At 46.4% G+C, this 26,296-nt stretch carries 19 protein-coding genes; 12 read left to right on the top strand and 7 right to left on the bottom strand.

What is annotated here, in order from left to right:
* Positions 1-93: 93 nt before the first annotated feature.
* A complete protein-coding gene (locus tag NFI80_RS04935) occupies positions 94-933 on the bottom strand; it encodes a sulfurtransferase (protein WP_235164690.1) in 840 nt (279 codons plus the stop codon).
* A 110-nt stretch (positions 934-1,043) separates the two neighbouring features.
* Between NFI80_RS04935 and NFI80_RS04930 the strand changes: the two genes are divergently transcribed.
* Together NFI80_RS04930 and NFI80_RS04925 are read left to right on the top strand one after the other, a co-directional pair.
* Complete coding sequence (locus tag NFI80_RS04930; RefSeq protein WP_235164691.1) at positions 1,044-1,844, top strand: GNAT family N-acetyltransferase; 801 nt, start codon at positions 1,044-1,046, stop codon at positions 1,842-1,844.
* A 38-nt stretch (positions 1,845-1,882) separates the two neighbouring features.
* On the top strand, positions 1,883-2,329 hold the full coding sequence (locus tag NFI80_RS04925) for a DUF2059 domain-containing protein (protein ID WP_235164692.1): 447 nt from the start codon (positions 1,883-1,885) through the stop codon (positions 2,327-2,329).
* On the opposite strand, the gene NFI80_RS04920 is transcribed toward NFI80_RS04925, so the two are convergent.
* On the bottom strand, positions 2,330-3,079 hold the full coding sequence (locus tag NFI80_RS04920) for a thioredoxin family protein (RefSeq protein ID WP_233798046.1): 750 nt from the start codon (positions 3,077-3,079) through the stop codon (positions 2,330-2,332).
* Between the two features lie 141 nt (positions 3,080-3,220).
* Here NFI80_RS04920 and NFI80_RS04915 point away from each other — a divergent pair, with 141 nt between their 5' ends.
* The 3 genes from NFI80_RS04915 (at position 3,221) to NFI80_RS04905 (ending at position 9,275) form a co-directional block, all read left to right on the top strand.
* Complete coding sequence (locus NFI80_RS04915; RefSeq protein ID WP_235164693.1) at positions 3,221-4,477, top strand: putative DNA modification/repair radical SAM protein; 1,257 nt, start codon at positions 3,221-3,223, stop codon at positions 4,475-4,477.
* Positions 4,477-5,247 carry a TIGR03915 family putative DNA repair protein gene (locus NFI80_RS04910; RefSeq protein WP_235164694.1) on the top strand — a complete coding sequence of 257 codons (771 nt, stop codon included), beginning with the start codon at positions 4,477-4,479 and terminating at the stop codon, positions 5,245-5,247. Before NFI80_RS04915 ends, NFI80_RS04910 begins: the two co-directional genes overlap by 1 nt.
* Before the next feature lie 224 nt (positions 5,248-5,471).
* Positions 5,472-9,275 carry a CotH kinase family protein gene (locus NFI80_RS04905; RefSeq protein ID WP_235164695.1) on the top strand — a complete coding sequence of 1,268 codons (3,804 nt, stop codon included), beginning with the start codon at positions 5,472-5,474 and terminating at the stop codon, positions 9,273-9,275.
* A 69-nt stretch (positions 9,276-9,344) separates the two neighbouring features.
* Here the strand turns inward: NFI80_RS04905 and NFI80_RS04900 are convergent, their stop codons facing one another.
* A complete protein-coding gene (locus NFI80_RS04900; protein WP_235164696.1) occupies positions 9,345-11,162 on the bottom strand; it encodes a M61 family metallopeptidase in 1,818 nt (605 codons plus the stop codon).
* A 137-nt stretch (positions 11,163-11,299) separates the two neighbouring features.
* Between NFI80_RS04900 and NFI80_RS04895 the strand changes: the two genes are divergently transcribed.
* The gene (locus tag NFI80_RS04895) at positions 11,300-11,992 is read left to right on the top strand and encodes a 3-keto-disaccharide hydrolase (protein WP_233798041.1); all 693 of its coding nucleotides are present in this window, start codon (positions 11,300-11,302) and stop codon (positions 11,990-11,992) included.
* Complete coding sequence (gene lspA, locus NFI80_RS04890) at positions 11,993-12,505, top strand: signal peptidase II (protein ID WP_235164697.1); 513 nt, start codon at positions 11,993-11,995, stop codon at positions 12,503-12,505.
* 403 nt (positions 12,506-12,908) lie between these two features.
* Here the strand turns inward: lspA and NFI80_RS04885 are convergent, their stop codons facing one another.
* Both NFI80_RS04885 and NFI80_RS04880 read right to left on the bottom strand, forming a co-directional pair.
* Positions 12,909-15,179, bottom strand: a complete 2,271-nt coding sequence (locus NFI80_RS04885; RefSeq protein ID WP_235164698.1) for an aconitate hydratase — start codon at positions 15,177-15,179, stop codon at positions 12,909-12,911.
* A 57-nt stretch (positions 15,180-15,236) separates the two neighbouring features.
* The gene (locus NFI80_RS04880; RefSeq protein ID WP_235164699.1) at positions 15,237-18,008 is read right to left on the bottom strand and encodes a bifunctional aconitate hydratase 2/2-methylisocitrate dehydratase; all 2,772 of its coding nucleotides are present in this window, start codon (positions 18,006-18,008) and stop codon (positions 15,237-15,239) included.
* A 336-nt stretch (positions 18,009-18,344) separates the two neighbouring features.
* On the opposite strand from NFI80_RS04880, the gene topA reads away from it, so the two are divergent.
* Genes topA through NFI80_RS04860 form a run of 4 tightly spaced genes read left to right on the top strand, consistent with a single transcriptional unit; the run spans position 18,345 to position 23,446 of the window.
* A complete protein-coding gene (gene topA, locus NFI80_RS04875; RefSeq protein ID WP_235164700.1) occupies positions 18,345-20,807 on the top strand; it encodes a type I DNA topoisomerase in 2,463 nt (820 codons plus the stop codon).
* Positions 20,808-20,841: 34 nt separating this feature from the next.
* Positions 20,842-21,528: an SIR2 family NAD-dependent protein deacylase gene (locus tag NFI80_RS04870; RefSeq protein WP_235164701.1), complete on the top strand. Its 687-nt coding sequence runs from the start codon at positions 20,842-20,844 to the stop codon at positions 21,526-21,528.
* The gene (locus NFI80_RS04865; RefSeq protein WP_235164702.1) at positions 21,528-22,409 is read left to right on the top strand and encodes a bifunctional 5,10-methylenetetrahydrofolate dehydrogenase/5,10-methenyltetrahydrofolate cyclohydrolase; all 882 of its coding nucleotides are present in this window, start codon (positions 21,528-21,530) and stop codon (positions 22,407-22,409) included. The genes NFI80_RS04870 and NFI80_RS04865 overlap by 1 nt, the downstream gene beginning before the upstream one ends.
* 17 nt (positions 22,410-22,426) lie before the next feature.
* Positions 22,427-23,446 carry a helix-turn-helix transcriptional regulator gene (locus tag NFI80_RS04860; RefSeq protein ID WP_235164703.1) on the top strand — a complete coding sequence of 340 codons (1,020 nt, stop codon included), beginning with the start codon at positions 22,427-22,429 and terminating at the stop codon, positions 23,444-23,446.
* 15 nt (positions 23,447-23,461) lie between these two features.
* Here NFI80_RS04860 and NFI80_RS04855 read toward each other — a convergent pair whose 3' ends face one another.
* Positions 23,462-24,235 (bottom strand): hypothetical protein, encoded by a 774-nt coding sequence (locus NFI80_RS04855; RefSeq protein WP_235164704.1) that lies wholly within the window; start codon positions 24,233-24,235, stop codon positions 23,462-23,464.
* Complete coding sequence (locus NFI80_RS04850; protein ID WP_235164705.1) at positions 24,228-25,313, bottom strand: AMP-binding protein; 1,086 nt, start codon at positions 25,311-25,313, stop codon at positions 24,228-24,230. Before NFI80_RS04850 ends, NFI80_RS04855 begins: the two co-directional genes overlap by 8 nt.
* Positions 25,314-25,426: 113 nt before the next feature.
* On the opposite strand from NFI80_RS04850, the gene menB reads away from it, so the two are divergent.
* A complete protein-coding gene (gene menB / locus NFI80_RS04845; protein WP_082216399.1) occupies positions 25,427-26,251 on the top strand; it encodes a 1,4-dihydroxy-2-naphthoyl-CoA synthase in 825 nt (274 codons plus the stop codon).
* The last annotated feature ends 45 nt before the right edge of the window (positions 26,252-26,296 follow it).

Here is a 26,296-nt window from a genome sequence, read left to right as displayed (position 1 = left end):
AAACAAAAATAACCCGTTTCGCTACACACGTTCATTTTGAGTTACTGAACGGAGGCAAAAAAGCGTCGTACCATACTGTTAAGCCTTTACAACCTAATTTCCAGTCGCCACAGGACGATCATTGCGCGACCATTCGCTCCATGATCCCACGTAAAGTGCGGCGCCATCCATACCTGCATCGGTGAGCGCCAGCAATGTATGACAAGCCGTCACACCGGAACCGCAATGCACGATTATATTCTTCGGATCCCGTGAACCCAATGCACTTTTATATTTTTCGGCCAATTCTTCGCTCGGCAAAAAGTTTCCGTCCTTATCCAGGTTTCCGGCAAAAGGAATGTTGACAGCACCGGGAATATGCCCGGCAACAAGATCAATCGGCTCACTTTCACCCACATACCGGTAATTTTCACGAACATCAATCACCATATAGTCAGGGTTTTCCGCTGCCTCGGCAACTTCATCGGCATCCGCGCGGCGCAATTGATAATCGACGAATGGATATTTTGGTGCAGCAACCGGGCTTGGAGCTTCGCCCTTTACCGTCTGTAAACCTGCTTTTTGCAGCGCTTCAATTCCGCCGCTTACTACAAATACTTTCTCATGCCCCGCAGCTTTCAGCATCCACCAAAACCGCGCAGCAGCATTTGCACCCTTTTTATCGTCGTAAACAATCACAACGGCATCCGGAGTAATGCCCAATTTCCCCAACGTTTCACCAAAGACTTCCGGCGCTGGCAAAGGATGCCGGCCACCATGCGCAGCATTGTCTGACTTATGCGAAAGATCCGTTTCCAGATTTACAAAAAGAGCGTTTTCAATGTGTGCAGAGCGAAAACGTTCCCACGCATCCGGACCGCCCCTGGCATCGACAATGACGGTTTTCTGATCTTTGATGAGCTGTCTGACATCTGCGGCTTTAATGATCTCCATAGGTTTCGGATTTGGAATTGATTGCTAAAAATATAAATATTTATGACCTGCCGTCAATTCCGAAAAGGATTTTTAACTATTTAGCAGCTCGAAAAAGTTATTAGCCAACCATGAAGAGTTCCGAATTTCTGCCTGCGGACTTAGCACAATTGTCTGCATTACAGCCTCCTGACTGGGGCAGTCTGATCCCCAGATTCGAATATTTTATCAGTTCACCACACTGCCATCCGATCAAAATTTCGGAACAGGGAGAACTTGTAGCCATCGGAACCTCTATTTTGCATGCGGATACGGCCTGGCTTGCCTGTGTTGTTGTGCATGCCGGGCATCGGAAAAAGGGCCTTGGAAACGCGATCACGGAAGACCTTATTGCCAACATTGACCGGACTAAATTCAAGACCATTTATCTGGATGCGACCGAATATGGATATCCTGTCTATCTGAAATTAGGGTTTGAAGTTGAAACCACTTATACGCATTTAAGAAGCACGAGCAATTTGCAAGCTGCTTCTTCATCCGAATCCATCGTGCCGTTTGAGGCACATTATCTTCCGCAGATTCTTGCAATCGATCAGCACATTTCAGGAGAAGACCGCAGCGGCGTGCTTTCCGATTTTATTGATTCAGCATTGTTATATGTTGCGGACAATCAGGTGCTGGGATTCTACATTCCGGGCTGGGGCGATGGACCGATCATGGCCATTTCCGAAGCGGCGGGAGCTGCATTGATTAAACGACGGGTGCAGGACGAAAGCGCGGCCGTATTACCGTCCGATCACATTTTTGCGATCAATTATTTAAATGAACTGTCATTTCAACATTACAAATTGTCGCGACGCATGTTTCTGGGAGAAAAAAGAAACTGGCAACCCACCGGGATTTATAACCGCATCAGTGGCCAATTGGGCTAAACACAATCAATGAACATCCACCATTTAAACCAAAAGTCATGAGAAAATCCTGGTACACCCTGTTACTTGTTTTAAGCTGTGTTACATTCTCAAATGCGCAAGGGAATGCTGAGTATAAGGCCAAATTGAAGCAAATGTTTGAAGCCTCTGGCTCAGAAAAATCCTACAAAGTTGCGATTGAGCAAATGTTCACAATGTTTAAACAGCAAAAAACCACCGTTCCGGACAGCATATGGAAGCAATTTGAAGGCGAATTCTTAAAAACATCACTGGATGATCTGGTGGAAATGCTGGAACCGGTCTACGTTAAAAGCCTGACGCAGGATGATTTACAGCAACTCATTGCCTTTTATGAGACGCCTGTTGGTAAGAAATACGCTTCCAAAACGCCCATTATCATGCAGGAATCCATGCAAGTCGGGCAGCAGTGGGGACGGAAAATTGCTATGGAATTTCAGGAAAAGCTGAAAGCCAAAGGTTACTGATCATCTGAGTACTAAATCGCTGATCGAGGAAAACTCCGTATGCGGAGCCATCGCTTTAATGTTTCCTTTTTTGTCTAATAAAATGAAAAAAGGCGTCTCACTGATTTTGTAACGCTGATTAAAACCATACGATTCCGGAACGGGAATGAAACCACAGTTCCGTTTCGGGATCGCATCCAAACATTCCTCTTCCGTGTTCAATGTAGTCCCAAGTGACACGATGTCAATCCCTTTCTTCTTGTTCTCATTAATAAAATCAGAGATCACTTTGGTGCTGGCGAACGTATAAAGAGGCTTTTCAAATTTGACCCAAAATCCGAGCAGCACATATTTTCCTTTCAGTTTCTCCGAATTATATTCCCTCCCGTCCAGGCCCTGCATAACAAACGGCGGCAGAGGCTCCCCTATCTCGGGCATCAGATCCGAATTTTGCATGACCGATCCATTGTCCTGGATCAGTAACTGGCTCTTTTTTACTATTTCAAAAGACGATGCTTTCCCGAATTTATCGAATATCGGCTGCGTCCGGTAAACGCCCGGATTTTTTCGCAGCATTTCGTCATACACAGCATAGCTGATCCGCTTGCCGGAGGCGTGATCGTAGATCGGAGAATCCCTGGTCATAACGATCTGCTGGCTCACTTTCCCGTTGTAACGGGTAACCTTTGGCTCCTGCGGCTGAGCATAAGCGATGGAGCAGACAGTGAAGAAAAAAATGTGTAAAAAAATCTCAGTACGACCGAAATTCATCTGGAACGTTTTTATTAATTAAGATTCTGTGAGTATCAAATATTTGATACTATATTGCACTATCAAAACGCAAATATCGTTGTTATAACTGGTTAGTGCTTCACAATATTTTAGAGGAAGTCCACTTATTCAAAAAAATATATGTTCGAGAGGATTCGTGAGAAGTTGGAAATTTTGGCGGATGCAGCTAAGTATGACGTATCTTGTTCATCCAGTGGCAGTAATAGAAAGAATGAAAATAAGGGACTAGGCGATGCGGAAGGAACGGGAATTTGTCACACCTACACTGAAGATGGGCGCTGCGTATCGCTGCTCAAAATCCTTCTCACCAATCACTGCATTTACGATTGCGCATTCTGCGTTTCAAGGCGCAGCAATGATATCAAACGAGCGGCATTTACGGTGGATGAAGTGGTGGAGCTGACGATGAATTTTTATCGCCGCAACTATATTGAAGGCCTTTTCCTGAGCTCCGGTATTTTCAAAAATGCCGATTATACCATGGAGAGGCTGGTAAGGATTGTAAAAAAGCTGCGGAACGAGCAGCGTTTCAATGGCTACATTCACCTGAAAACCATTCCCGGAGCAAGTGAAGAGTTATTGAAAGAGGCGGGCATGTATGCCGACAGGATGAGCATTAACCTGGAAATGCCCACCGAATCGGGATTGAAATTGCTGGCTCCGGAAAAATCGCATGAAGATGTGAAAAAGCCGCTGAATTACATTCAACAGACTATTACGCAATTTTCGAGCGAAAAAGGCCTTATTAAGGCTGTTCCCAAGTTTGTGCCGGCCGGTCAGAGCACGCAAATGGTGATTGGCGCAACGCCGGAATCCGACAAGGAGATTATGCATACGGCGAATACATTCTATAAAAATTTCTCGCTGAAAAGAGTCTATTATTCAGGCTATATCCCCATCAGCCAGGATGCCCGATTGCCTGTTATAGGATCGCAGCCGCCGCTGATCAGGGAAAACCGGTTATATCAGACAGACTGGCTGATGCGCTTTTATGGATTCGATGTCAAGGAAATCTTAAATGATGCCCATCCCAATCTCGATGTGGACATTGATCCAAAACTGAGCTGGGCATTAAGGCACCTCGAAGATTTCCCCGTTGACGTCAATACGGCCGATTATAAGATGATCATGCGTGTGCCGGGCATCGGCGTGGCTTCTGCTTTGAAAATTGTTCAGGCCAGAAAATTCGGCAGACTTCACCAGGACCAGCTTAAAAAGATCGGGATCTCATTCAATAAAGCCAAACATTTTATCCGCTATGCCGATAGTCCGCTGCAACTGCGGGACTATGAAGCAGGGCACATTAAGGCGGTGATCTTGTCGGAAAGTAGCAGTAAATACACGAAAGTCCCCAAGAACCAGCTTTCTATTTTCTGATGGAAATATTTGTGTTTGACGGGACGTTGGAGGGTTTGCTAACGGCAGTTTTTGAATGTTATCAGAAAAAATCTGAGGCCGTAAAGCTTGTCAGTCAAACGCATTACGTGCCTGATGTTTTCAAGGAAGCATTCGCTGTCATTAGTGAAGATGCGAAAGCAAAACGGGTGTGGAAGGGTTTGGCCAAAAAGCTGGATAGCAACTGGATGAAATCTATCTATAGAGCATTCCTTTCCGAGCAGCCCGCAACATTTCAGGATCTGTTTGAATTTATTCGTTACATTATCGACAGTCCGCCGGGCGCCGAGGCTAATTTCGGAAACAAATATGTTTTAGAAATCTCGAAGATGAGCCATAAAGTTCATCGGGAAAAGCATCGGATGGAAGCTTTTATTCGCTTTCAAAAAACGGCCGACCATATCTTCTACGCCCACATTGAACCCGATTTCAATGTGCTGCCCTTACTCATAGATCATTTCAAAAACCGCTACGCCGACCAGAAGTGGATCATCTACGATTTGAAACGGAAATACGGATTATTCTACGATCTCGAAAAAGTGGAAGAGATCACTTTTGATTTCACAGCGGAAATGTCTCCGGCCCTCAATGCGCTTCCAGTTAATGTGCTTGATTCGCAAGAAGAATTATATGCGCTGCTTTGGAAAGATTATTTCCGCAGTGTCAACATTCCCGCGCGGAAAAACATGAAACTGCACATCCGCCACGTGCCGAAGCGTTACTGGAAATATCTTTCAGAGAAACAAGGATGACGACTGCCATGCTCATTAGAGACAACATCTTTTTAGCAATATCTACAAAATTATTCTATCTCAACACAGGAATTTATTTGATAATATTTGGATTAACGGCTGGTTTTTGTAATTAAACGGTGGTTTTCAGTTATTATTCGGTAAGGTTGTAGCATGTAAATATATTAAGTTTGAAATGCACTATCCGAATATCGGTTAGCATTTTATACACAAAACTTAATATGATGAAAAACCTCTTTTACTTAACCTTATTATGGGTTGTCTCACTAGGTGCGCACGCCCAAATTCCCGCGGACAATTACAGGTTTTATGTAGACGAGGGGCGCAAAATGATTGTCTGTAACCAGGTTCCAACCGCGTCCCAGATAACAGGCTCTCCTATTCAAATGCAGTTCGCGGCGAAGGTCTTTACATTTTCCGGAAGTGTCACTAGCCTAACACATGGAGTGAAATACCTGGTGACAAACGGCGGACAGCAATATAGTTTATACTTCACGCAGCTCCCATTGGTGAACCTGGACGTGCCGGATCCCTCTCAGATCAACTTGGAAGAAGAGATTCCTGGCGGCATATCGATTGCGGAAGCCGCAAATTCTCCGCTCATTTCCAATATGGCGATCCGGATCCGTGGTAACAGCTCGTCATTTTTCCCGAAAAAGAATTACCGTGTCCAGTTCAAAGATGCACAGGGAAAGAACAAAGATGAATCCATTCTAGGGTTGAGAAGCGATAAGCGCTGGCTGTTTTTTGGCATGTGGAATGAGGAATTGCGCTCTACAAACAATGTTTCGCACAGCCTTTGGATTGATATGCACAAGCTGTATTACGCTGCTTCCGAGCCGTCAGCAGTGTCTTCAATCCGCACCAGATATGTGGAGGTTTTTATGAATAAATCCTACAAAGGTGTATATATGATCGGTGAGGATATGGACCGCAAGCAACTGCAATTGAAGAAGAATGATGGCGATGTGATCAGAGGCGAGTTGTTCAAAGCGGATGACTGGTCGCTTTCCGCCGCATGGGAAGGAATCGGAGTGGCCAGGCCTTCGCCCGGCGCGGAAGAATGGCAGAGCTGGGAATTGGAATATCCCGATTACAGCGACTGGAACAATCATCAGAATTTGTTGAAAGGCGTTATTGAATCATCAGACGATGAGTTCCGTGCTAACATCTGGACGCTTTTCAAGCAGGAAAATGTTATTGACTATTTCATTTTCCTAAACCTGTTGTCAGTGGAGGATAACATGGAAAAGAATTATTTTATCGGTCGCTACGACAAGGGACAGCCCTGGTTTTTTATTCCCTGGGATCTCGACGGGGCCTGGGGCTACTTTCCGGATGGGGTAAGAAGTAATAAAACGCAGGGTGACAGGCAAAACGGACTATTCAAAAAGCTCTTTCGTACCAATCCTGATGGCTTCAAAAACAAACTCGCCACCCGATATTTCGAGCTCAGGCAAAATATTCTCGCAGAAGCCAATCTTAAGAACCGTTTTCAGGCAAATTATAATTTGCTCAATTCGAATCTGATTTACGAACGCGACGCAGCCGTTTCACAAGACAATTACGGCGGCGCCAATCGTTCGGGAGGTTTGGCATACGTCAACAATTACATTACGCAAAGGCTCAGCTGGTTGGATGCTTATTTCTGCCCTATGAAAGATGGAGGCTGCAATGGTCAACCAACCTGCGCATTTGACGTCACAGCGAATGCTTCCAACACCAGTCCGGCTTGCTCTGCAAATGTATCATTATCAGCCAATTGCACAGGCCAAGATTGTTCCGGCGTAACGTACACCTGGACAGGAAATGGCATTAACCAAACGGGAAGCTCGATTAACATTACGGCTCCGGGCGCAAACGGGTCCTATGTTTACACTGTAAAAGCATCTAAAAGCGGCTGTGCGGACAAAACGGCGACAGTGACTTTGAACATTAGCAATTGCAACCCGCCAGTGGGCAACGATCCATTCAGTGCATGCCTGGAAGCAGAGAACCAAAGTGGAAATGGCCCTATAACCGGCGATCCGAATGCTTCAAATGGCAGCACGCGGGGTGATAAAGATAATTACAATCATTACGTGGACTACGCTATCAATGGTGTCAAAGCAACCGGGGCGCATCAGGTGAAAGTTCGTTATTATGCCAACGCATCAGCGCAGGCAAGTTTTTCTGTGAATGGAAATGTGGTTATACCATCGGCCAGTTTTCCTCCCACTTATTCCTGGAACATTGTCTGGCGCGAGGAAACATTCAATGTAACATTGAATCAGGGCAATAATACGCTCAGGATTCAGGGCTTGCCGGGAGCCAGTATTCGGCAGGATAAAATATGCGTGACCGGCCCGGGCGGACAAAACCCGCAACAACCGACTTGTGCATTTGACATTACTGCAAACGCTTCCAACACAAATCCTGCCTGCTCTGCCAATGTTACATTATCATCCGGTTGCACGGGTGCAGATTGCTCGGGCGTAACGTACACCTGGACAGGAAATGGCATTAACCAAACAGGAAGCTCGATCAACATTGCGGCCCCTGGCGCAAACGGTTCGTACGTTTACACCGTAAAAGCATCAAAAAATGGCTGTGCGGACAAGACCGCAACGGTAACATTGAACATTACCAATTGCGCCCCGCCGGTCGGTGGTGATCCATTCAGCGCATGTCTGGAAGCGGAAAACCAAAGTGGAAATGGGTCGATTACCGGCGACCCCAATGCCTCAAATGGCAGCACGCGGGGTGATAAGGATAACTACAATCATTACGTGGATTACGCCGTCAACGGGGTGAAAGCGACCGGTTCGCATCAGGTAAAAGTGCGCTATTATGCCAATGCTGCTGCTCAGGCGAGCATTTCAGTGAATGGCAGTGTGGTTTTATCTTCGGCCAGTTTCCCTCCTACCTATTCGTGGAACATTGTCTGGCGTGAGGAAACATTTAATGTAACATTGAATCAGGGCAATAATACGCTCAGGATCCAGGGACTGCCGGGAGCCAGCATTCGGCAGGACAAAATATGCGTGACCGGCCCGGGCGGACAAAACCCGCAACAACCGACTTGCGCATTTGACCTCACGGCAAACGCTTCCAACACAAATCCAGCCTGCTCTGCCAATGTTACATTATCATCCGGTTGCACGGGCGCAGATTGCTCCGGCGTGACTTACTCCTGGACAGGAAATGGCATCAACCAAACCGGAAGCTCGATCAACATTGCGGCGCCGGGCGCAAATGGTTCCTATACTTACACCGTGAAAGCATCGAAAAACGGCTGCGCAGATAAAACGGCAACGGTAACTTTGAACATTAGCAACTGCACGCCTCCGGTCGGCGGTGACTTTGCATTGTGCCTGGAATCGGAGTTACAGGCCGGTAACGGCGCGATTTCCGGCGATCCCAATGCTTCCGGCGGCAGCACACGGGGATTGAAGGAGAACTCCAACCATTATGTGGATTATGCAGTGAATGGCGTGCCGAGTGCCGGGACGTACCAACTGAAATTGCGCTATTCTGCGAGTTCAAATCCTAACATTTCAATTTCGGTAAACAATGCTACGGCAATTGCAGCGGCTAATCTGCCTGCGACCTATTCCTGGAACATTGTATTTCGTGAGGAGGTGTTCAATGTGACGCTTGCTGCAGGCAATAACACAGTGCGTATCCAAGGATTAAATGGCCCGAGTATCAGACAGGATAAGGCATGCTTCACCAGCAGCGGGCAGACCAATGCAAGGTTGGGCGCGCCGGAAACCATGTTCAATCCGGGCGGAGCTGACGAACGCCTGAATGTGTTCCCTAATCCGGCACCCGGAGAGTTTAATGCTAAATTCAACCTTTCCAGCCCGGATGGAGCAACCATTACCGTTACTGACATTCGCGGTCGCGTTTGGCATACTGCGAAAGTAATAGGAACTGGTAAGCAGGAAGCAAAAATTAAGTTGCCTGATGCGCCTGCGGGGGTTTATTTGCTTCAAATTAAAAATGGAGAAACAACGGAAACGAAAAAGTTGGTGATCACGCATTGATGAAACCGTTATCAACAGCAAAAGCCGGGCATAACCCGGCTTTTGCTGTTTTTTTCAACCACCAGGCAGTTATTTGATCTTGGTTCCAAGCCAGTCTTTGCGGAATTTTTTCATTTCTTCTGTCACTGGCATGCCGGCCGTTTCATTTAGTTCTACCACCCATTTCGGGTTCTCCATGAATGTGATCATGCCAAGTTTGACATCCTCACGGTGACGGTATTCAATGCCAATTTCCTCTCCCGGCTTGTGCGCATTAAGGATGACATTTAACTCAGCTTGCGTTGTCACAGTTTTTCCATCCACTTTTAATATCTGGTCGTCAATGTCCAGGCCTGCCTTGTAAAGGGGTGAATCAATGATCGTGTTGGATAAAATAGTAAGCTCCGTTCCTTCCTTATACCGCACATCTCCCATCCATGCTTTGCCAGCAAACTGTCTTTTCAAAGTCAAGCCAGCCATTTGAAGCAATGGCGCATAGTCGAAGGATTCGTGGCCATTGATATATTTTGCAAAAAAACCTTCTGCAAACGTTTTGTCCTTGCTGTAAGCCACAAGCACATCCGCCAGGTCACTCACCTGATAGGCTATTTCCGGTTTTCCCAGCTTTTGCCAAACGGCTTGCATATATCCGTCCAAAGTGAGCCCCCGCGCACGCAGTTGCAGATCAAGCGCTAATGCGATAGATGCGCCGTAAGGATAGTAGGAAGTGTAAATGTTGGGATAATTTGTCTTGTCAATAGAGACACCAGCATCCACAAAAACCGCATTGTTACTAGCCTGAACGGGTGAAATGCGCTTCGCACCAGCTGTATTTTCTTTGGTATTGACCAAAAAACTCAATGTTTGGCAATACTCCTCAGGTGAATCAAAGCCGGCACGTGCCAGAATAAGGTCGCCATAATATTGCGTAAAACCTTCGGCAAACCAAAGCTCGAAACTCATGTTGCTTTTCTCAAAATTGAATGGTTCGAGCGATTTCGGGCGGATGCGTTCGACATTCCAGGCATGAAAGAACTCGTGAGAAAATACGCCCAGCAAATTATTTGCCCCCGTGAAAGCAGTGGGAATCGAGATCATCGTGCTATTGCGGTGCTCCATGCCGTCACCCCGCACATAGGGATTAATGCTGGCAAGAAATGTATACTGGCCGAAATCGAAAGCCGGAAATTCGCCAAATATCATCTGGCTTTCTTGTGTGATGCGTTTGATTTTCGCTGCAAAACTGTCTGACAGTGAATCACTTCCGGTAATTTCTAGCGCAAGTCTGAATTTTACGGGCTTCTTATCCGGATTATTCAATGTCCACTCCTTCATGATCAGCTTCCCGATCTTGATCGGAGAATCCATCAAATATTGCAGATCGGCTGCGTCGAATGTGTTTGGTTGGGCGGCAGGTTTGAGCTGTGTGGCAATGGTCCATTTTCCTTCTTTGGGCAAATTGAATTTTACTTCAATCGGTGCATTCTGCAATTCCTTTACCCATAGAAAAGTGGCGGGTGCATTCAAGTGAATGCTGTTCTGGTCCAAACCGGCGTAAGTCCCGTCGGCATGATTGGCGTAAAGCGTGTATTGTACTTTTACAAAACCATTCAATCCTGAAACTTTATAAACATCACCGTCGACGCGTTGGATTGCCATGTCGCGGCCTGCTTTATCCATTGCTTTTACGTCGTACACATTCTTTCCGTACTCGTGTGTGGCATAGCGGCCGGGCGATGAGCGGCTCATGCGGAATGTCAGTTCTTTCTGAGGAGCATCGGTGACCGTTACGGCAATGCTGGCTTCGTGGTGGATGAGATTGGGGAAAGAAATGTCATAACTAATCTTTTGCGCAAAAGCGTTGCCCGCAAAGCATGTGAGCGAAAACAGGTAAATGAGTTTTTTCATAGCAGCTTTAAAATGAAAACGGAAGCGGCCAATTTAATCTTAATCTTCTACATTTAATACGGCGGTGATTGCACTGAGCGGATAATTGCTTAATTTTTCCGTTCTAAATGATATCCGAACCTGAAATAAGCTCATTGATGAAACAAATACTTTTGCCCTTCTGCATCCTTTTCTTTCTTAGCGTTTCCCACCAATCACAGAGCCAGACAAAAACACTTTTCAACGGCAAGGACTTAAAAGGCTGGCACATTGACGTGCCCGATATGGATAAAAATCCTGCGCTGAAAACACCGTTCCTTGTGCGTAATGGTCTGTTGGTAAGCCTTGGAACGCCGGGAGGACATTTGATTACGGATGATCAGTATGAGAATTTTCGTTTCACATTTCAATATCGCTTTGCTGGTAAGCCGGGCAATTGCGGCGCGCTTGTTTTCGTTTCTACGCCCAGGGCGCTTTATGAAATGTTTCCAAAATCCATCGAGGTGCAGCTGATGAATCAGAATGCCGGTGATTTCTGGTGTATTCAGGAAGATATTACGGTGCCTGATATGGAGAAAAGGCGGGGCCCCAAAGAAAAATGGGGCGTCAACGGCGATAAACTAAGAAGAGTCCCCAACCTGACGGACGGCACGGAAAAGCCGCTGGGTGAATGGAACTCCATGACGATCGAATGTGTAAAAAATTCGATCAAGGTGTGGCTGAATGGCGTGATGGTTAACTACGGTTATAATGCGACTGCACAGAAAGGACAGATTGCTTTGCAGTCGGAAGGATCGGAAGTTGAGTTTAAGGAAGTGAAAGTTGCATCTATTAAATCGTTCTCGAAATAAATGTTTGATATAAAATCGGACCGGCTGATCAGGAATATAGCTATTTTTTTAATCCTTATCTCCAACTTCGGCTGCGACCAGATTTCAAAGAATGTCGTGCGTAAAAATGTCGGTTTTTATCAAACGATAAGCGTTGTGGAAGACATTGTGACGATCACCTACGTCGAAAACACCGGTGCTTTCCTAAGCATTGGCGCGGGGCTTCCGCACACGATGAAGGTCATCTTACTCTCGGTTATTCCGCTAATCGTGCTCTTTTTTGGCGTTGCCTACATATTGTTGAAAAGAAACCTCACGCTTATGAGCGCGCTGGCGCTGAGCTTTGCCATTGGCGGCGGCATAGGAAATATTTATGACAGGCTCATGCACGGTTCGGTAACCGATTTTCTGCACATTAACCTTGGCTTCTTCCAAACCGGCATTTTTAACATGGCCGACGTGTCGATCATGATGGGCATGTTCATCTTTTTCATGCAATCCTACACCAGGCAAAAAGCCAGGATATTAAGGTAAATGTCAAAATCCCGGAGGGATAAAATATCTGTAGCAAAAAGGTCGGGGAGCGTCGAATCCCATAGGGATATAATATCGGTAGCAAAAGGTCGGGCAGCGTCAAATCCCAGAGGGATAAAATATCGGTAACCGCCTGCGGCGGCCGTCGCTGACGAATGTATAAATCCCGGAGGGATGCAATGATTTGCACATTGTTGCATCCCTCCGGGATTTATACATTAACCCAATCTTCTTTGCTACCGATATTATATCCCTCCGGGATTTATATATTCGTCAGCGACGGCCGCCGTAGGAGGTAACCGATAATGTATTTTAGTTCTGTATTCTTTTGGTGATTTCTCTTTATGCAAAAAGGCCTCCGTATGGAAGCCTTTTTTGCGTTTATACATCAATGTCAACAAGATTACGCAGCCGCAACTGATTTGCGAATAATGTTCAATGCAGAACCTGCTTTGAACCATTCGATCTGCTGCTCATTGTAAGTGTGGTTTACCGGAAACTCTTCGCTTGTGCCATCTGCATGGTGCAAAACGATGGTTAGCGGCTGACCTTCTGCAAAAGTTTGCAGTCCGACAATGTCAATCGTATCGTCTTCCTGGATTTTATCATAATCACCTGTATTAGCAAAGGTTAATGCGAGCATTCCCTGCTTTTTCAGGTTCGTTTCGTGGATACGGGCAAATGATTTTGTCAAAATAGCCCGGACGCCAAGGAAACGGGGTTCCATCGCTGCGTGTTCGCGGGATGAACCTTCTCCATAGTTTTCATCACCTACAACGATCGTTCCGATTCCGTGCGCTTTGTAATCACGCTGCACAGCGGGGACTTCCGAATATTCGTGGGTAAGCTGATTTTTGATGGTGTTGGTTTTTTCATTGTAATAATTTACCGCACCAATCAGCATGTTATTGGAAATATTATCGAGGTGACCACGGTATTTCAACCATGGGCCAGCCATTGAAATATGGTCTGTCGTACATTTTCCTTTTGCCTTGATAAGGAGTTTCAAACCTCTTAGATCTGTCCCCTCCCACTCAGCAAACGGTTCCAGCAATTGCAAGCGGTCAGAAGTTGGACTTACCAAAACCTGAACCTGACTTGGATCTTCCGCAGGAGCTTGGTAACCGGCGTCTTCTACGGCATACCCTCTTATCGGCTGCTCTAAACCGGTTGGCTCGTCCAGCATTACTTCAACACCTTCCGAGTTAACCAGCTTGTCTGTTCTCGGATCAAAAGTAAGTCTACCGGCGATGGCCAGTGCAGTTACGATCTCAGGCGAAGCTACGAATGAGTGCGTGTTGGGGTTACCATCCGCACGTTTCGAGAAATTACGGTTGAAGGAAGTGATAATGGAGTTTTTCTCTCCTTTTTCAGCCCCATGACGCGCCCACTGACCAATACAAGGTCCGCAAGCATTAGCCAGCACAACACCGCCGATTTTGGCAAATGTATCGAGGTAACCATCTCGTTCCACCGTATAGCGAACGAGTTCCGAACCTGGCGTAATGGTATATTCCGAGCTTACAGTCAGTTTCTTATCCACAGCCTGCTGCGCCAAAGACGCTGCACGGCTAACATCTTCATAACTTGAATTTGTACAGGATCCGATCAACCCAACCGAAAGCACTTCAGGCCAGCCATTTTCTTTCACCGCAGTGGCGAATTTAGACAAAGGCCAGGCCAAATCCGGTGTAAATGGTCCGTTTACGTGCGGTTCCAGTGTAGAAAGGTCCAGTTCGATCAACTGATCATAATAGGTCGCAGGATCTGCATAAACCTCGTCATCAGAGCGCAGATATGACTTAATGTTGTCCGCTGCATCTGCAATTTCAGCCCTTTCGGTTGCTCTCAGATAAGCAGCGCTTCTTTCATCATATGCGAAAATCGATGTAGTAGCACCGATTTCAGCTCCCATATTACAGATCGTCGCCTTACCTGTGGCTGAAATGCTTTCTGCACCATCACCGAAATACTCGACAATGTAGCCGGTTCCGCCTTTTACAGTCAGCTGGCCTGCAACCCAAAGAATAACGTCTTTCGCAGCAGTCCATCCGCTTAGCTTACCAGTTAGTTTAACACCGATCAAACGAGGCATTTTAAGCTCCCAAGCCAAACCGGACATGACGTCACTGGCATCCGCGCCGCCGACACCTATCGCGATCATACCCAAACCACCTGCATTAGGCGTGTGTGAGTCCGTCCCGATCATCATACCCCCCGGAAATGCATAGTTTTCAAGCACAACCTGGTGAATGATACCAGCGCCTGCGCGCCAGAAGCCTAAGCCGTATTTATTGGAAACCGAAGAAAGGAAGTCATAAACTTCTTTGTTTTTGTCAACCGCATTTTTCAAATCCTGCGTCGCCCCAACCTCTGCCTGGATCAAGTGATCACAATGCACGGTTGAAGGAACTGCAACCTGCGGCCGTCCAGCCTGCATGAACTGCAACAGCGCCATTTGGGCGGTGGCATCCTGCATAGCAACACGGTCGGGAGCAAAATCCACGTAGGACTTGCCGCGCTCGTAAACCTGTTTAGGGGTTCCTTCCCACAAATGGGAATATAAAATCTTTTCTGCAAGCGTTAAAGGCCGCCCCTCTATCTTACGAGCAGCTTCCACCCTTTCCTGCATACGGGCATAAACGCCCTTAATCATGTCTAAGTCAAAAGCCATAGTAATTATTATTTATGCTAATACATTCACACGCGTCAACAACTGTGCCAGTATCGATTATCTCGCCAATTGTTTAACTGGCGGTGCAAACTTCGTCAGGTCAATGCCAACCACTGCCGCTTTGTATTCCTCAATGTTCGGAATGCGTCCGAGGATTGCGGACAAAACGACCACCGGCGTAGATGCCAGCAATGACTCTCCTTTTTTACGATCCGAATCTTCAACAACCCTTCCCTGGAAAAGACGGGTAGAAGTAGCCAGAACTGTATCGCCTTTGGCGGCTTTTTCCTGGTTACCCATGCAAAGGTTGCAGCCCGGACGTTCCAGATACATCATGTTTTCATATTCCGTACGCGCCGCTACTTTCGGAGCGTTATCGTCGAATTCAAAGCCTGAGTATTTTTGCAAAACATCCCAGTCACCTTCTTTTTTCAGCTCTTCTATAATATTGTAAGTCGGCGCGGCCACAACCAGCGGAGCGAAGAATTCAACTTTGCCTTTTTGTTCTTCCAGATTACGGAGCATTTGAGAAACGATTTTCAAATCCCCTTTATGAACCATACAAGAGCCTACGAAACCAAGATCAACTTTTTTGTCCTCTCCATAAAAAGAAAGCGGACGGATTGTATCGTGGGTGTAACGCTTTGAAACCTCTTTATTATTTACATCCGGATCGGCAATCATCGGTTCAACGATCGCGTCGAGATCAATGACAACTTCTGCATAATATTTAGCATTTGCATCAGGAACCAAAGCAGGTTTTTCACCGGATTTGATTTCAGCAATGCGCTTATCTGCTTTGTTGATCAGTCCCTGAAGAACCTGCTTGTGGTTCTCCATGCCCTTATCAATCATAATCTGGATCCTGTTTTTAGCAATTTCCAGGGATTCGATCAACGTGTCATCTTCTGAAATACAAATGGAAGCTTTCGCCTTCATTTCCGCAGTCCAGTCGGTAAATGTAAATGCCTGGTCGGCGGGTAATGTTCCCAGATGCACTTCAATGATGCGGCCCTGGAAAACGTTTTCGCCGCCAAATTGCTGCAACATTTGCGCCTGTGTGGCGTGAACGACATCACGGAAATCCATGTGCCCTTTCATGTCACCTTTAAATGTTACCTTAACGGATTCGGGAATTGGCATGGAAACTTCACCGGTTGCAAGTGCAATGGCAACAGTTCCCGAGTCAGCACCAAAAGCAACGCCTTTGGACATTCTTGTATGTGAGTCGCCACCGATGATGATTGCCCATTCGTCAATAGTAATGTCGTTAAGGACTTTGTGGATCACATCGGTCATCGAGTGATATTCGCCCTTCGGGTCACGCGCTGTGATGAGGCCGAAATCATTCATAAACTTCATCAGTTTCGGAATGTTAGCCTGCGCTTTTTTATCCCAAACCGATGCGGTGTGGCAACCAGATTGATAAGCCCCGTCCACAATCGGCGAAATGGTTGTCGCAGCCATTGATTCCAGTTCCTGAGCGGTCATTAAACCCGTCGTATCTTGCGAACCGACAATGTTAACCTCAACACGAACATCAGAACCGGCGTGCAAAACTTTACCCGGCGTTGTCCCAACTGCATTTCTGTTGAAGATCTTTTCAACCGCAGTAAGGCCCTGGCCTTCATTTGAAATTTCTTTGGAAGGTGCGAAAACAAGCGTAGGTTCGATGCCTAAGATCTTTGCCGCGACCGTTTGTATTTTTTTACCAAAAACAATGGCATAGGAGCCGCCTGCTCTGATAAATTCCTTTTTCTGTGGCGTAAGCGCTTTGGAAATGTCAATCAGTTCCTTGTCGCCGTTGTACAGTTTTTTTGTTTTTGTATTAATGGTCAAAACAGTGCCCGTAGCAACTGAATAAACCTCTTCCAAAACAGGATCTCCGCTTTCGTTACGAACAACGTTTCCGTTCTCGTCCACTTTCTTAACCCAGTTTTTCAAATCTATTCCAATTCCCCCTGTAACATCAACAGTGGTTAGGAAAATGGGAGAAATGCCATTGGTTCCGCCCACAATAGGCGCAATGTTAACGTAAGGGATATACGGACTCGCCTGCTTGCCGGTCCAAAGCGCCACATTATTCACACCGGACATGCGCGAAGAGCCCACGCCCATCGTGCCTTTCTCAGCAATCAACATCACGCTTTTGTCAGGATGCTCTTCCTGTAATGCTTTGATTTGCTTCTGGGCAGTCGTTGTGATCATACATTGACCATGCAATTCGCGGTCAGAGCGCGAGTGCGCCTGATTACCCGGAGAGAGTAAATCGGTTGAGATATCCCCCTCTCCGGCAATGAATGTTACGATCTTAATTTCTTCCGGTATTTCAGGCAGCAATGTGAAGAAGTCCCCGCGGGCATAACTTTCAAGGATTTCCCGGGCGATTTCGTTGCCGCTTTTAAATGCTTCTTTCAGACGGTCTGTGTCTGCATCATATAAGTAAACCTGCGTTTTAAGCACCGCAGCCGCTTGTTTAGCAATCGAATAATTTTCGCCCAATGCAAGATCCAGCAATACGCCAATGGAAGGACCGCCCTTCATGTGCGACAGCAGTTCAAATGCAAAAGCGGGTGATATTTCTGAAACGATGGATTCGCCAAGAATGATTTCTTTGAGGAACCTGGCTTTCGCACCGGCAGCGCTTGTTGTTCCTGGTAATGTGTTGTAGATAAAAAACTTGAGAGAATCTTCGCGATACTCGTTTTCCGTATCCTTTATCTGTGCGATAATTTCTCCCAGCAACTCGGCGCCGTCTATTGGCTTAGGATGAAGTCCCTGGGCTGCTCTTTCTTCAATTTCCTTGATGTAATCCTTATAAATGTTCATAGTGAAAAATACAATATACGCCTCAATTAGGTGGAAGATTTTTGATCATTAAAACACGCGAAAGTACGAATTTACGGCATAAGCTGAGGCTTGCCTGCCGCTTTTCACTACTATTTAGCATCATTATATACTAAGGACGCATTTAAATAACCTCGCCCTTAAAGTTTTTGTTCTTACAGCCGGGATATTTGGGAAATTATTTCAAATACGCCCAACAGGGACTGCCGCATTATCGGCGATTTTAGATTACCTTTTCAGCAGCGCTTTGATTTTTTGCAGGATTGTACCCTATATTTGGACATTCAAAGTGCTACAAGATCCCTTAAATCCAAAGTTATGTCAAAAAATCTGGTGATCGTTGAGTCACCGGCGAAGGCCAAAACCATTGAAAGTTATTTAGGAGCAGATTTCACCGTCAAGTCAAGTTTCGGGCACGTTCGTGACCTTCCGGAGCATGATATGGGTGTGGATGTTGAGCATGGTTTCCAACCTTCTTATGAAATTTCCGCTGATAAAGTAAAGGTGATATCCGAGCTTAAAAAACTCGCCAAGGGCGCAGAAGTATGGCTCGCAACGGATGATGACCGCGAAGGAGAGGCGATTTCGTGGCACTTGAAAGAAGCCTTGGGGTTACCCGACGACACTAAAAGAATTGTGTTCAGGGAGATTACGAAAACTGCTTTACAAAATGCGATTTCCAAACCGCGTATAATAGATGTAGATCTGGTGGACGCGCAGCAGGCACGCCGGATCCTGGACAGGCTCGTAGGTTATGAGCTTTCCCCGGTGCTCTGGAAAAAAATAAGAATTGGTAAATCAAACCTTTCGGCCGGACGTGTGCAATCTGTTGCGGTCCGTATTATTGTTGAAAGGGAAAGGGAAATCGATGCGTTCAGAAGCAAAAGCAGCTTCAAAGTGACTGCGCATTTTGATCTTGGAAATGGCAAAGTCCTGAATGCAGAATTGGCGAAGAACTTTCCCCAGGAAGAAGATGCGATGAAATTTCTCGAAAAATGCATCGGCGCACAGTTCTCCATCAAAAGCCTTGAAGTTAAACCAGCCAAAAAAACACCAGCACCGCCATTCACAACTTCTACATTACAACAGGAAGCATCCCGTAAGCTGAGCTTTTCCGTAGCGCAAACCATGACCGTTGCACAACGGCTTTACGAAGCTGGTAAAATCTCCTACATGAGAACGGACTCCACGAATTTGTCGGAGGAAGCATTGGAAAAAGCCAGGGTGCAGATTACGAAGGAATACGGACAGGATTATTATAATAAAAGGATATTCAAGACCAAAAACGAGTCGGCGCAAGAAGCTCACGAAGCCATCAGGCCAACTGATTTTTCTACATTAAATGGCAGCAGCGACCGCAATGAGCAGCGCTTGTATGAGCTGATCTGGAAACGTGCCATCGCATCACAAATGTCGGATGCGCAACTGGAACGCACAACGGCAACCATTTCTATTTCAACTACTTCCGAAGAACTCGTTGCACAAGGCGAGGTGATCAAATTCGAAGGTTTCCTGAAAGTATATATGGAATCCAGCGACGATGAAGGCGATGAAGAGCAGAAAGGAATGCTGCCTCCGCTGAACATTAACCAGATCCTGAACCTGGCAGACATGAAAGCGACGGAACGCTTCACAAGAAACCCGCCCCGCTATACGGAAGCAAGTTTGGTTAAAAAGCTGGAAGAAATGGGCATCGGACGTCCATCCACATACGCACCTACAATTTCTACCATATTAAGGCGCGAATACATTGTAAAAGAAGACCGCCAGGGAACAGAACGTGATTTTAAAGAACTGACGCTGGCTAATAACCAGATCAACAGCAAGGTCAATAAAGAAATTTACGGCTCGGAAAAGGCAAAACTCTTTCCTACCAGCACCGGAATGGTCGTGAATGACTTTCTGGTAAGTCATTTTAATGACATTATTGATTACTCTTTTACGGCTAATGTTGAGAAGGATTTTGACCACATTGCCGAAGGCCAGCTCGAATGGCGCCAGATGATCAAGAACTTTTACACGCCATTTCAGAAGAAAGTAACCGAGGCAAACGAAGAAGCCATCGACCGCAGCCTCACGTCGCGCGATCTGGGCGAAGATCCTGCAACGGGCAAAAAAGTATCCGTAAGAATCGGTAAATACGGCCCTTATGTGCAGATCGGTGATGCGGAAGATGAGGAAAAACCAAAATTTGCGAGCTTGATGAAAGGTCAGCTGATGGAGAACATTACGCTGGAAGAAGCTTTTGAATTATTTAAACTGCCACGCGAAGTAGGTTTGTACGAGGAGAAAGAATTGATCGTCAACATCGGAAAATTCGGCCCATATGTAAAGCATGACGGCAAATATTATTCTCTGGCAAGAACAGACGATCCAATGGCTGTCACAGAAGACAGACTGATCGAAATTATCACTGAAAAACGCTTACAGGACAGCAACAGGACCATTAAAGAGTTCGCCGAAGATCCGGACGCGAAAGTGCTGAATGGTAAATACGGACCTTACATTGCTTTTGGAAAGAAGAATGTTAAGATTCCGAAAGGAACAGAACCGGCATCGCTTACCTACGAAGAAGTAGTGAAGCTGGCAGCAGAGACACCGGATAAGCCTGCGGGAAGATTTGGCAAGAAACCGGTGGCTAAGGCGGCTGTTGTAAAAGCACCGGCAGAGAAAAAGGTGGCGGAGAAAAAACCGGCAGCCAAAAAGCCAGCGGCGAAAAAAGCAGCAGCGAAACCGGCGGCTAAGAAGCCGGCAGCACCCAAAGCAGCGAAAAAGAGCTAATAATAAATCAGTTACACACTAGAAAATAAAGATCATGAAAAAACTTGTAGTGCTGTCCGGAGCGGGCATCAGTGCCGAAAGCGGGATCAGCACATTCCGCGACAATGGTGGATTGTGGGACAACTTCCGCATTGAGGATGTGGCCACCCCGGAAGCCTGGCAGCGTAACCAGGAACTTGTGCTGGACTTTTACAACCAGCGCAGAAAGCAGGCTGCGGACGTGAAGCCCAATGCTGCCCATTATGCGCTCGTGGAGTTGGAAAAGGATTTTGACGTAACCATCATTACCCAAAACGTCGATAACCTGCACGAGATCGCCGGTTCTTCAAACATAATCCATTTGCATGGCGAGCTTTTCAAATCCAGAAGCACGAAGAACCCTGACCTGGTTTATGAAATGTCATCCTGGGAGCTAAAAACGGGAGATCTCTGTGAACTTGGGAGCCAGCTGAGGCCGCACATTGTGTGGTTCGGCGAGGAAGTTCCGATGATGGAAATCGCGATGGATGTTACGGAACAGGCTGACATCTTTGTGGTTGTCGGCACGTCGCTGGCAGTTTATCCGGCAGCAGGACTCGTGCATTACGTCGGCGCGGACAAGCCTATTTATATTATCGATCCTGCAAAACCCGATATCAGTCTCAAACCCAACATGACATTCATTCAGGAAAAGGCGACTACGGGAATGGAAATTCTTATCAAAAATATTATCAGTCAATAATGCAGTTACTAGACGGGAAAGCGATTTCATCCCAAATTAAGTTTGAAATAAAAAACGAAGTGGAAGCGTGGGTGGCCGGTGGTGGCAAAAAGCCGCATTTGGCTGCCATACTCGTTGGTGCCAATGGCGCAAGCGAAACCTACGTAGCATCCAAGATCAGAAGCTGTGAAGAAATTGGTTTCACATCAACATTACTGAGATTCGGGCCTGAAATAAGCGAAAAAGAACTTCTGGACGCAGTGGAAGGATTAAATAACGATCCGGACGTGGACGGATTCATTGTGCAGCTTCCCCTACCCAAACATATTTCTGAAAACACCATTATGGAAGCCGTTAGTCCGGCTAAGGACGTGGATGGTTTTCATCCGGTGAACGTGGGCAAAATGTGCAAAGGCTTGCCTGCTTACATTTCGGCAACTCCGTTCGGGATATTAGAAATGCTGATTCGCGCCAAGATCGAAACCAGCGGAAAACATTGCGTAGTGATCGGCCGCAGCCAGATCGTGGGCTTGCCGATGAGCATATTAATGCAGCGTAATGAATATCCGGGCAATTGCACGGTAACCATTACACATTCAAAAACACAGAATCTGAAAGAAATCTGCCAAACCGCAGATATTTTGATCGTTGCCCTGGGCCGACCAGAATTTGTGACCGCTGATTACGTTAAAGAAGGAGCAGTAGTGATTGACGTGGGCATCACGAGAGTTGTGGACGAGACCAAGAAAAGCGGTTTTGCGATCAAGGGTGACGTTAACTTCAGTGACGTAGCGCCGAAAACGAGCTACATTACGCCCGTTCCGGGAGGCGTTGGCCTGATGACCATTTGTGGGTTGCTAACCAACACTTTCAAAGCTGCTAAGAAGGAAATTTACCAATAACCTGAAAGGCATTCATCATGAGCATCGTCAGCAATAATATAAAATATCTCAGGAGGCTTAATGGCCTGACTCAGGAGCAATTTGCAAGAAAGATCGCGATAAAACGCTCTCTGCTTGGCGCTTACGAAGAGGCCCGTGCCAATCCAAACCTGACCAATTTGAAAAATATGGCGGCGGCGTTTGGCATCACAGTGGATAACCTGCTCAAAAATGACCTCAGGAAATTAAGGGAAACGCCGGATATGTCCTTGCCCATGAATGCCGGTCGGCCTATGACGGTTTCGCATTCGGGCAATGCGCCTGTTCCTTCGCAGATCCGCATTCCGGCTTTTTCGGAACCGCAGCCTTTGTCAAAAATCATTGAAAAATATCAGCAGCCTGAACCGGAGATCCGAATGGTTTCCAAGCAGGTCAATTTCAAGCCTGTAAATGGCGAGCCACAGAACCAGCCAGCTATACAAAACCCGGCAGCTAGCGCTCTTCCTGATTCACAACTGCCTGTTTTTAACAACCAATTCCAGGGCAGCCAGTTTAATGCACCAGTTGAAGAAAAAGTAGTTAACTATCCTACCATTCAATGGGTTGCAAAAAATTTACAGCAGGAATATCTTGCTAACTTTCAAAATCCGGGCTACCTGAACCAACTTCCCGTTTTTCAGCTTCCTAACCTGCCTATGGGTTATTACCGGGCCTTTGAAAGCGGTGCAGACTTTGCCTATCCAGGTTCTATCCTGGTGGGAACATTCGTGAGGAACTGGTATGATATTAAGGATGGTATGCAATACATCTTTGTCCTGCGTGGCCACGGATTCGTTTACAGGACTGCATTTAATCAGGTAAAAACTTCGGGAATGTTGCTTCTGACGTCCGATATGGCCGAGTTTGAAGAATTAGAAGTTCCTTTGCAGGATGTGCAGGAAGTTTGGGAAGTGAAGGCATTTGTAAGTTTGCAACTGCCTACACCGCAGCCTTCACTGGAAAGGGTCAGCCTGCTGGTAGATGAATTGCAGCAGGAACTGAACCAGTACAGATCTTAATAATTTGAACAGCAATTACTTGGATAAAGAATTAAACAAAGCCTCAATTTTGTCCAAATCCCGGCTTTTTGAGGTTGTTTCCAGGATCGCAACGCCCATTTGATACCAAAGTCCGTCTCCGGCAGTAATGTATTTTCCCTTTTTTGAAGGCTTTTTGTCCGAAGCATTATCAGGAACGAACTCGGCCTTATAAACCGTGTCCATAACCTTTTGCAACTGCGACCATTCCAGTTTCCGGGCCGGCGCTTTATCCTTTACCAATGTGAACGATTTTTCTGCAAATGATGCGCGCAGGTCCAGCTGCTTCTGGTTATCGCCGTCAATTTCGAGGTAAGTTAGCTCAAATGGCATCTCTCTCCCGCCCGCTTCAAAAACTGCCTGCATAAACTCCTGTAAGAAGTACGACCAGCGTTCCTTATCGACCGGATAAATAGTAACCATTTTACCATTCTCGTCGAGCTCAATTTCTACAAAATCCTCAAATTCACTTTCCTCTCTCTTTCTGATGATTTTGGAAGAAGTCATAATGTCCTGAAACTGCGCGATCCAGATCGCGGGAACATTGCCTTTCCAGGCGTAATCATCATCCGGTGAAAAACCTTCGTCCAGCAAATCGTCCTCATCCAGCTCATCGCGATCCAGATATTTAATGTCAAAATCAACCGTAAGCCGGTCCTTCGCAGCGATATCGAGTTTTAATGTATAAAAATGCGAATAAGGGGCCGGAACGACGGAGGCTGTTTGAAAACGAATGATGTAGTAACCGGGGATCTGAATATTCTTATCCATTTTGAGATGCTAAAAGTTGTTGGACCGTGCGCCGCTTGTCGACCTTGTCCGTGGTTGTTTTATTAAAATGCTGCACAAAGTAAACATGTTTCGGCGTTTCATAGGCGGAAAGGCTTTTTCTAATTTCTTCAATCATGTCCTTTGCCTGAAAAGTGTTCCCGGTTCCTTCGACGACCAGGATCAGTTTCTGCCCCAGTTTTTCATCCGAAACGAACCAGTTAAAAAATGCATTCCCGATCTTTAAATCAAAAAACACTTTGCCTACGGTCGCGTCCACTTTGTCAAGAACGATCTTAACGCCTCCCGAATTGATCACATTATCAGCCCTTCCGATCCATTTGAATGTATTTCCGGCAATCTCAACCAGATCATTAGTTTGGACAACTTCACCATTCGTAACCGGTCCGGAAATGTGCAGGCAGCCGCGATCGTCTGTGCCAAAAACAATGTTGGGCAGGAATTGGTAATCTTCTGAAAAATTTCCTCCGTTCAACCTGCGCAACGCAATGTGCGAAACCGTTTCGGTCATCCCGTAACTTTGGTAAACCGGAACGCTCAATGATTCAATTTTTCTTTGCAGCGAAACATTGACCGGCGCTCCGCCCAAAAGCACTGTTCCTAATCTGTTCACCTGATTTTCTGTCTTTGAATTTTCGAGTATAGTGCCCAGTTGCAACGGCACCAAAGCAGTGAAATCGAATGTATCAAGCCTGTTAACGTCCAGCAAAGGATTGGCGGAAGGCTCAATGACCGTCATTTCCCAATCGAGCTCCATCCCGCGGACAAGCATCATCAGGCCCGCTATATAATGTACATTCAGACAAACAAGCGCGCGCGTTCCTGAACGAAGGCCCAGCGCCTTGCCCGTCATTTGTGCACTTGCGATCAACTGGCTCCGGTGAATTTGGATCGGTTTGGGCGCCCCGGTCGATCCGGAAGTCTGTAATGTGAATGTATGCTGGCCGTTCAACCAGGATTGCATGAAATCATATGCCTCGGCAAAGTAAAAATGCTCCGGCCTTTCCTGTGTTGCAATTGCGCTTATACTTGTGTTCCAGGGCATTGGAAAGTTATTCATTTGTTTTTGAAGGAAACCCAAACAATCTGTAATTTCGCAGATTGTTGCGAACGAGTTAACGGCCGTTATAGTTAACTTTTTAACGCCAGATTATTCATTTACATTCCGAATTTATGTCAAGCTCAATCCAGTGGGAAACCATTAAAGAATACGAGGAAATCCTTTTTACGCTTCACGAAGGCATTGCAAAAATAAGCATAAATCGCCCGCATAAACACAACGCATTCACGCCGCTCACCGTTACCGAAATGATCGACGCGATGCACATTTGCCGCGAAGACACGCGTATCGACGTCATTATTCTAACCGGCGAAGGCGGAAAAGCATTCTGTTCCGGCGGCGATCAGTCCGTTCGCGGCCACGGCGGTTACATTGGCGATGACCATGTGCCGCGTTTGAATGTGCTGGATCTGCAACGCATGATCCGGTCTATTCCTAAGGCAGTTATCGCCATGGTGGCAGGTTGGGCCATAGGCGGCGGACACGTGCTGCACGTGATCTGCGACCTTTCGATTGCGGCTGAAAATGCGCGTTTCGGACAAACAGGACCAAAGGTTGGGAGTTTCGACGGCGGCTTTGGCGCGTCTTATCTTGCACGGGTTGTGGGACAGAAAAAAGCGCGCGAAATCTGGTTCCTATGCGATCAATATGATGCGCAGGAAGCATTGCAAATGGGTTTGGTAAATAAAGTTGTTCCTTTGGAAGACCTGGAAACGACAACGGTTGAATGGTGTAAGAAAATCCAGGAAAAAAGTCCATTGTCTATCCGGATGCTGAAAAGCTCGTTCAATGCGGAACTGGATGGACAAGCCGGAATTCAGGAATTGGCTGGCAATGCAACATTGCTTTATTATCTGAGCGAGGAAGCAAAAGAAGGCCAGAAATCGTTTCTCGAAAAAAGAAAGCCCGATTTCAGCAAATACCCGAAATTTCCCTGATCGCAAGATCCATCTCTGAAACCAACAAATTTGTTTAAAACCTAA

This window comes from Dyadobacter chenhuakuii, from assembly GCF_023821985.2.
Lineage (GTDB): Bacteria > Bacteroidota > Bacteroidia > Cytophagales > Spirosomataceae > Dyadobacter > Dyadobacter chenhuakuii.
Note: the sequence above shows the minus strand (reverse complement) of the source record. Positions and strands in the feature narration are given on the sequence as shown.

Excerpts from the sequence above, each read along its gene's own strand:
- NFI80_RS04885 (WP_235164698.1), bottom strand. The coding sequence starts at position 15,179 with ATGGCTTTTGACTTAGACATGATTAAGGGCGTTTATGCCCGTATGCAG.
- menB (WP_082216399.1), top strand. The coding sequence starts at position 25,427 with ATGTCAAGCTCAATCCAGTGGGAAACCATTAAAGAATACGAGGAAATC.
- NFI80_RS04865 (WP_235164702.1), top strand. The coding sequence starts at position 21,528 with ATGCAGTTACTAGACGGGAAAGCGATTTCATCCCAAATTAAGTTTGAA.
- NFI80_RS04920 (WP_233798046.1), bottom strand. The coding sequence starts at position 3,079 with ATGAATTTCGGTCGTACTGAGATTTTTTTACACATTTTTTTCTTCACT.
- lspA (WP_235164697.1), top strand. The coding sequence starts at position 11,993 with ATGTTTGATATAAAATCGGACCGGCTGATCAGGAATATAGCTATTTTT.
- NFI80_RS04910 (WP_235164694.1), top strand. The coding sequence starts at position 4,477 with ATGGAAATATTTGTGTTTGACGGGACGTTGGAGGGTTTGCTAACGGCA.
- NFI80_RS04930 (WP_235164691.1), top strand. The coding sequence starts at position 1,044 with ATGAAGAGTTCCGAATTTCTGCCTGCGGACTTAGCACAATTGTCTGCA.
- NFI80_RS04855 (WP_235164704.1), bottom strand. The coding sequence starts at position 24,235 with ATGGATAAGAATATTCAGATCCCCGGTTACTACATCATTCGTTTTCAA.
- NFI80_RS04925 (WP_235164692.1), top strand. The coding sequence starts at position 1,883 with ATGAGAAAATCCTGGTACACCCTGTTACTTGTTTTAAGCTGTGTTACA.
- NFI80_RS04880 (WP_235164699.1), bottom strand. The coding sequence starts at position 18,008 with ATGAACATTTATAAGGATTACATCAAGGAAATTGAAGAAAGAGCAGCC.
- NFI80_RS04900 (WP_235164696.1), bottom strand. The coding sequence starts at position 11,162 with ATGAAAAAACTCATTTACCTGTTTTCGCTCACATGCTTTGCGGGCAAC.
- NFI80_RS04935 (WP_235164690.1), bottom strand. The coding sequence starts at position 933 with ATGGAGATCATTAAAGCCGCAGATGTCAGACAGCTCATCAAAGATCAG.
- NFI80_RS04860 (WP_235164703.1), top strand. The coding sequence starts at position 22,427 with ATGAGCATCGTCAGCAATAATATAAAATATCTCAGGAGGCTTAATGGC.
- NFI80_RS04905 (WP_235164695.1), top strand. The coding sequence starts at position 5,472 with ATGAAAAACCTCTTTTACTTAACCTTATTATGGGTTGTCTCACTAGGT.
- NFI80_RS04895 (WP_233798041.1), top strand. The coding sequence starts at position 11,300 with ATGAAACAAATACTTTTGCCCTTCTGCATCCTTTTCTTTCTTAGCGTT.
- NFI80_RS04870 (WP_235164701.1), top strand. The coding sequence starts at position 20,842 with ATGAAAAAACTTGTAGTGCTGTCCGGAGCGGGCATCAGTGCCGAAAGC.
- topA (WP_235164700.1), top strand. The coding sequence starts at position 18,345 with ATGTCAAAAAATCTGGTGATCGTTGAGTCACCGGCGAAGGCCAAAACC.
- NFI80_RS04915 (WP_235164693.1), top strand. The coding sequence starts at position 3,221 with ATGTTCGAGAGGATTCGTGAGAAGTTGGAAATTTTGGCGGATGCAGCT.
- NFI80_RS04850 (WP_235164705.1), bottom strand. The coding sequence starts at position 25,313 with ATGAATAACTTTCCAATGCCCTGGAACACAAGTATAAGCGCAATTGCA.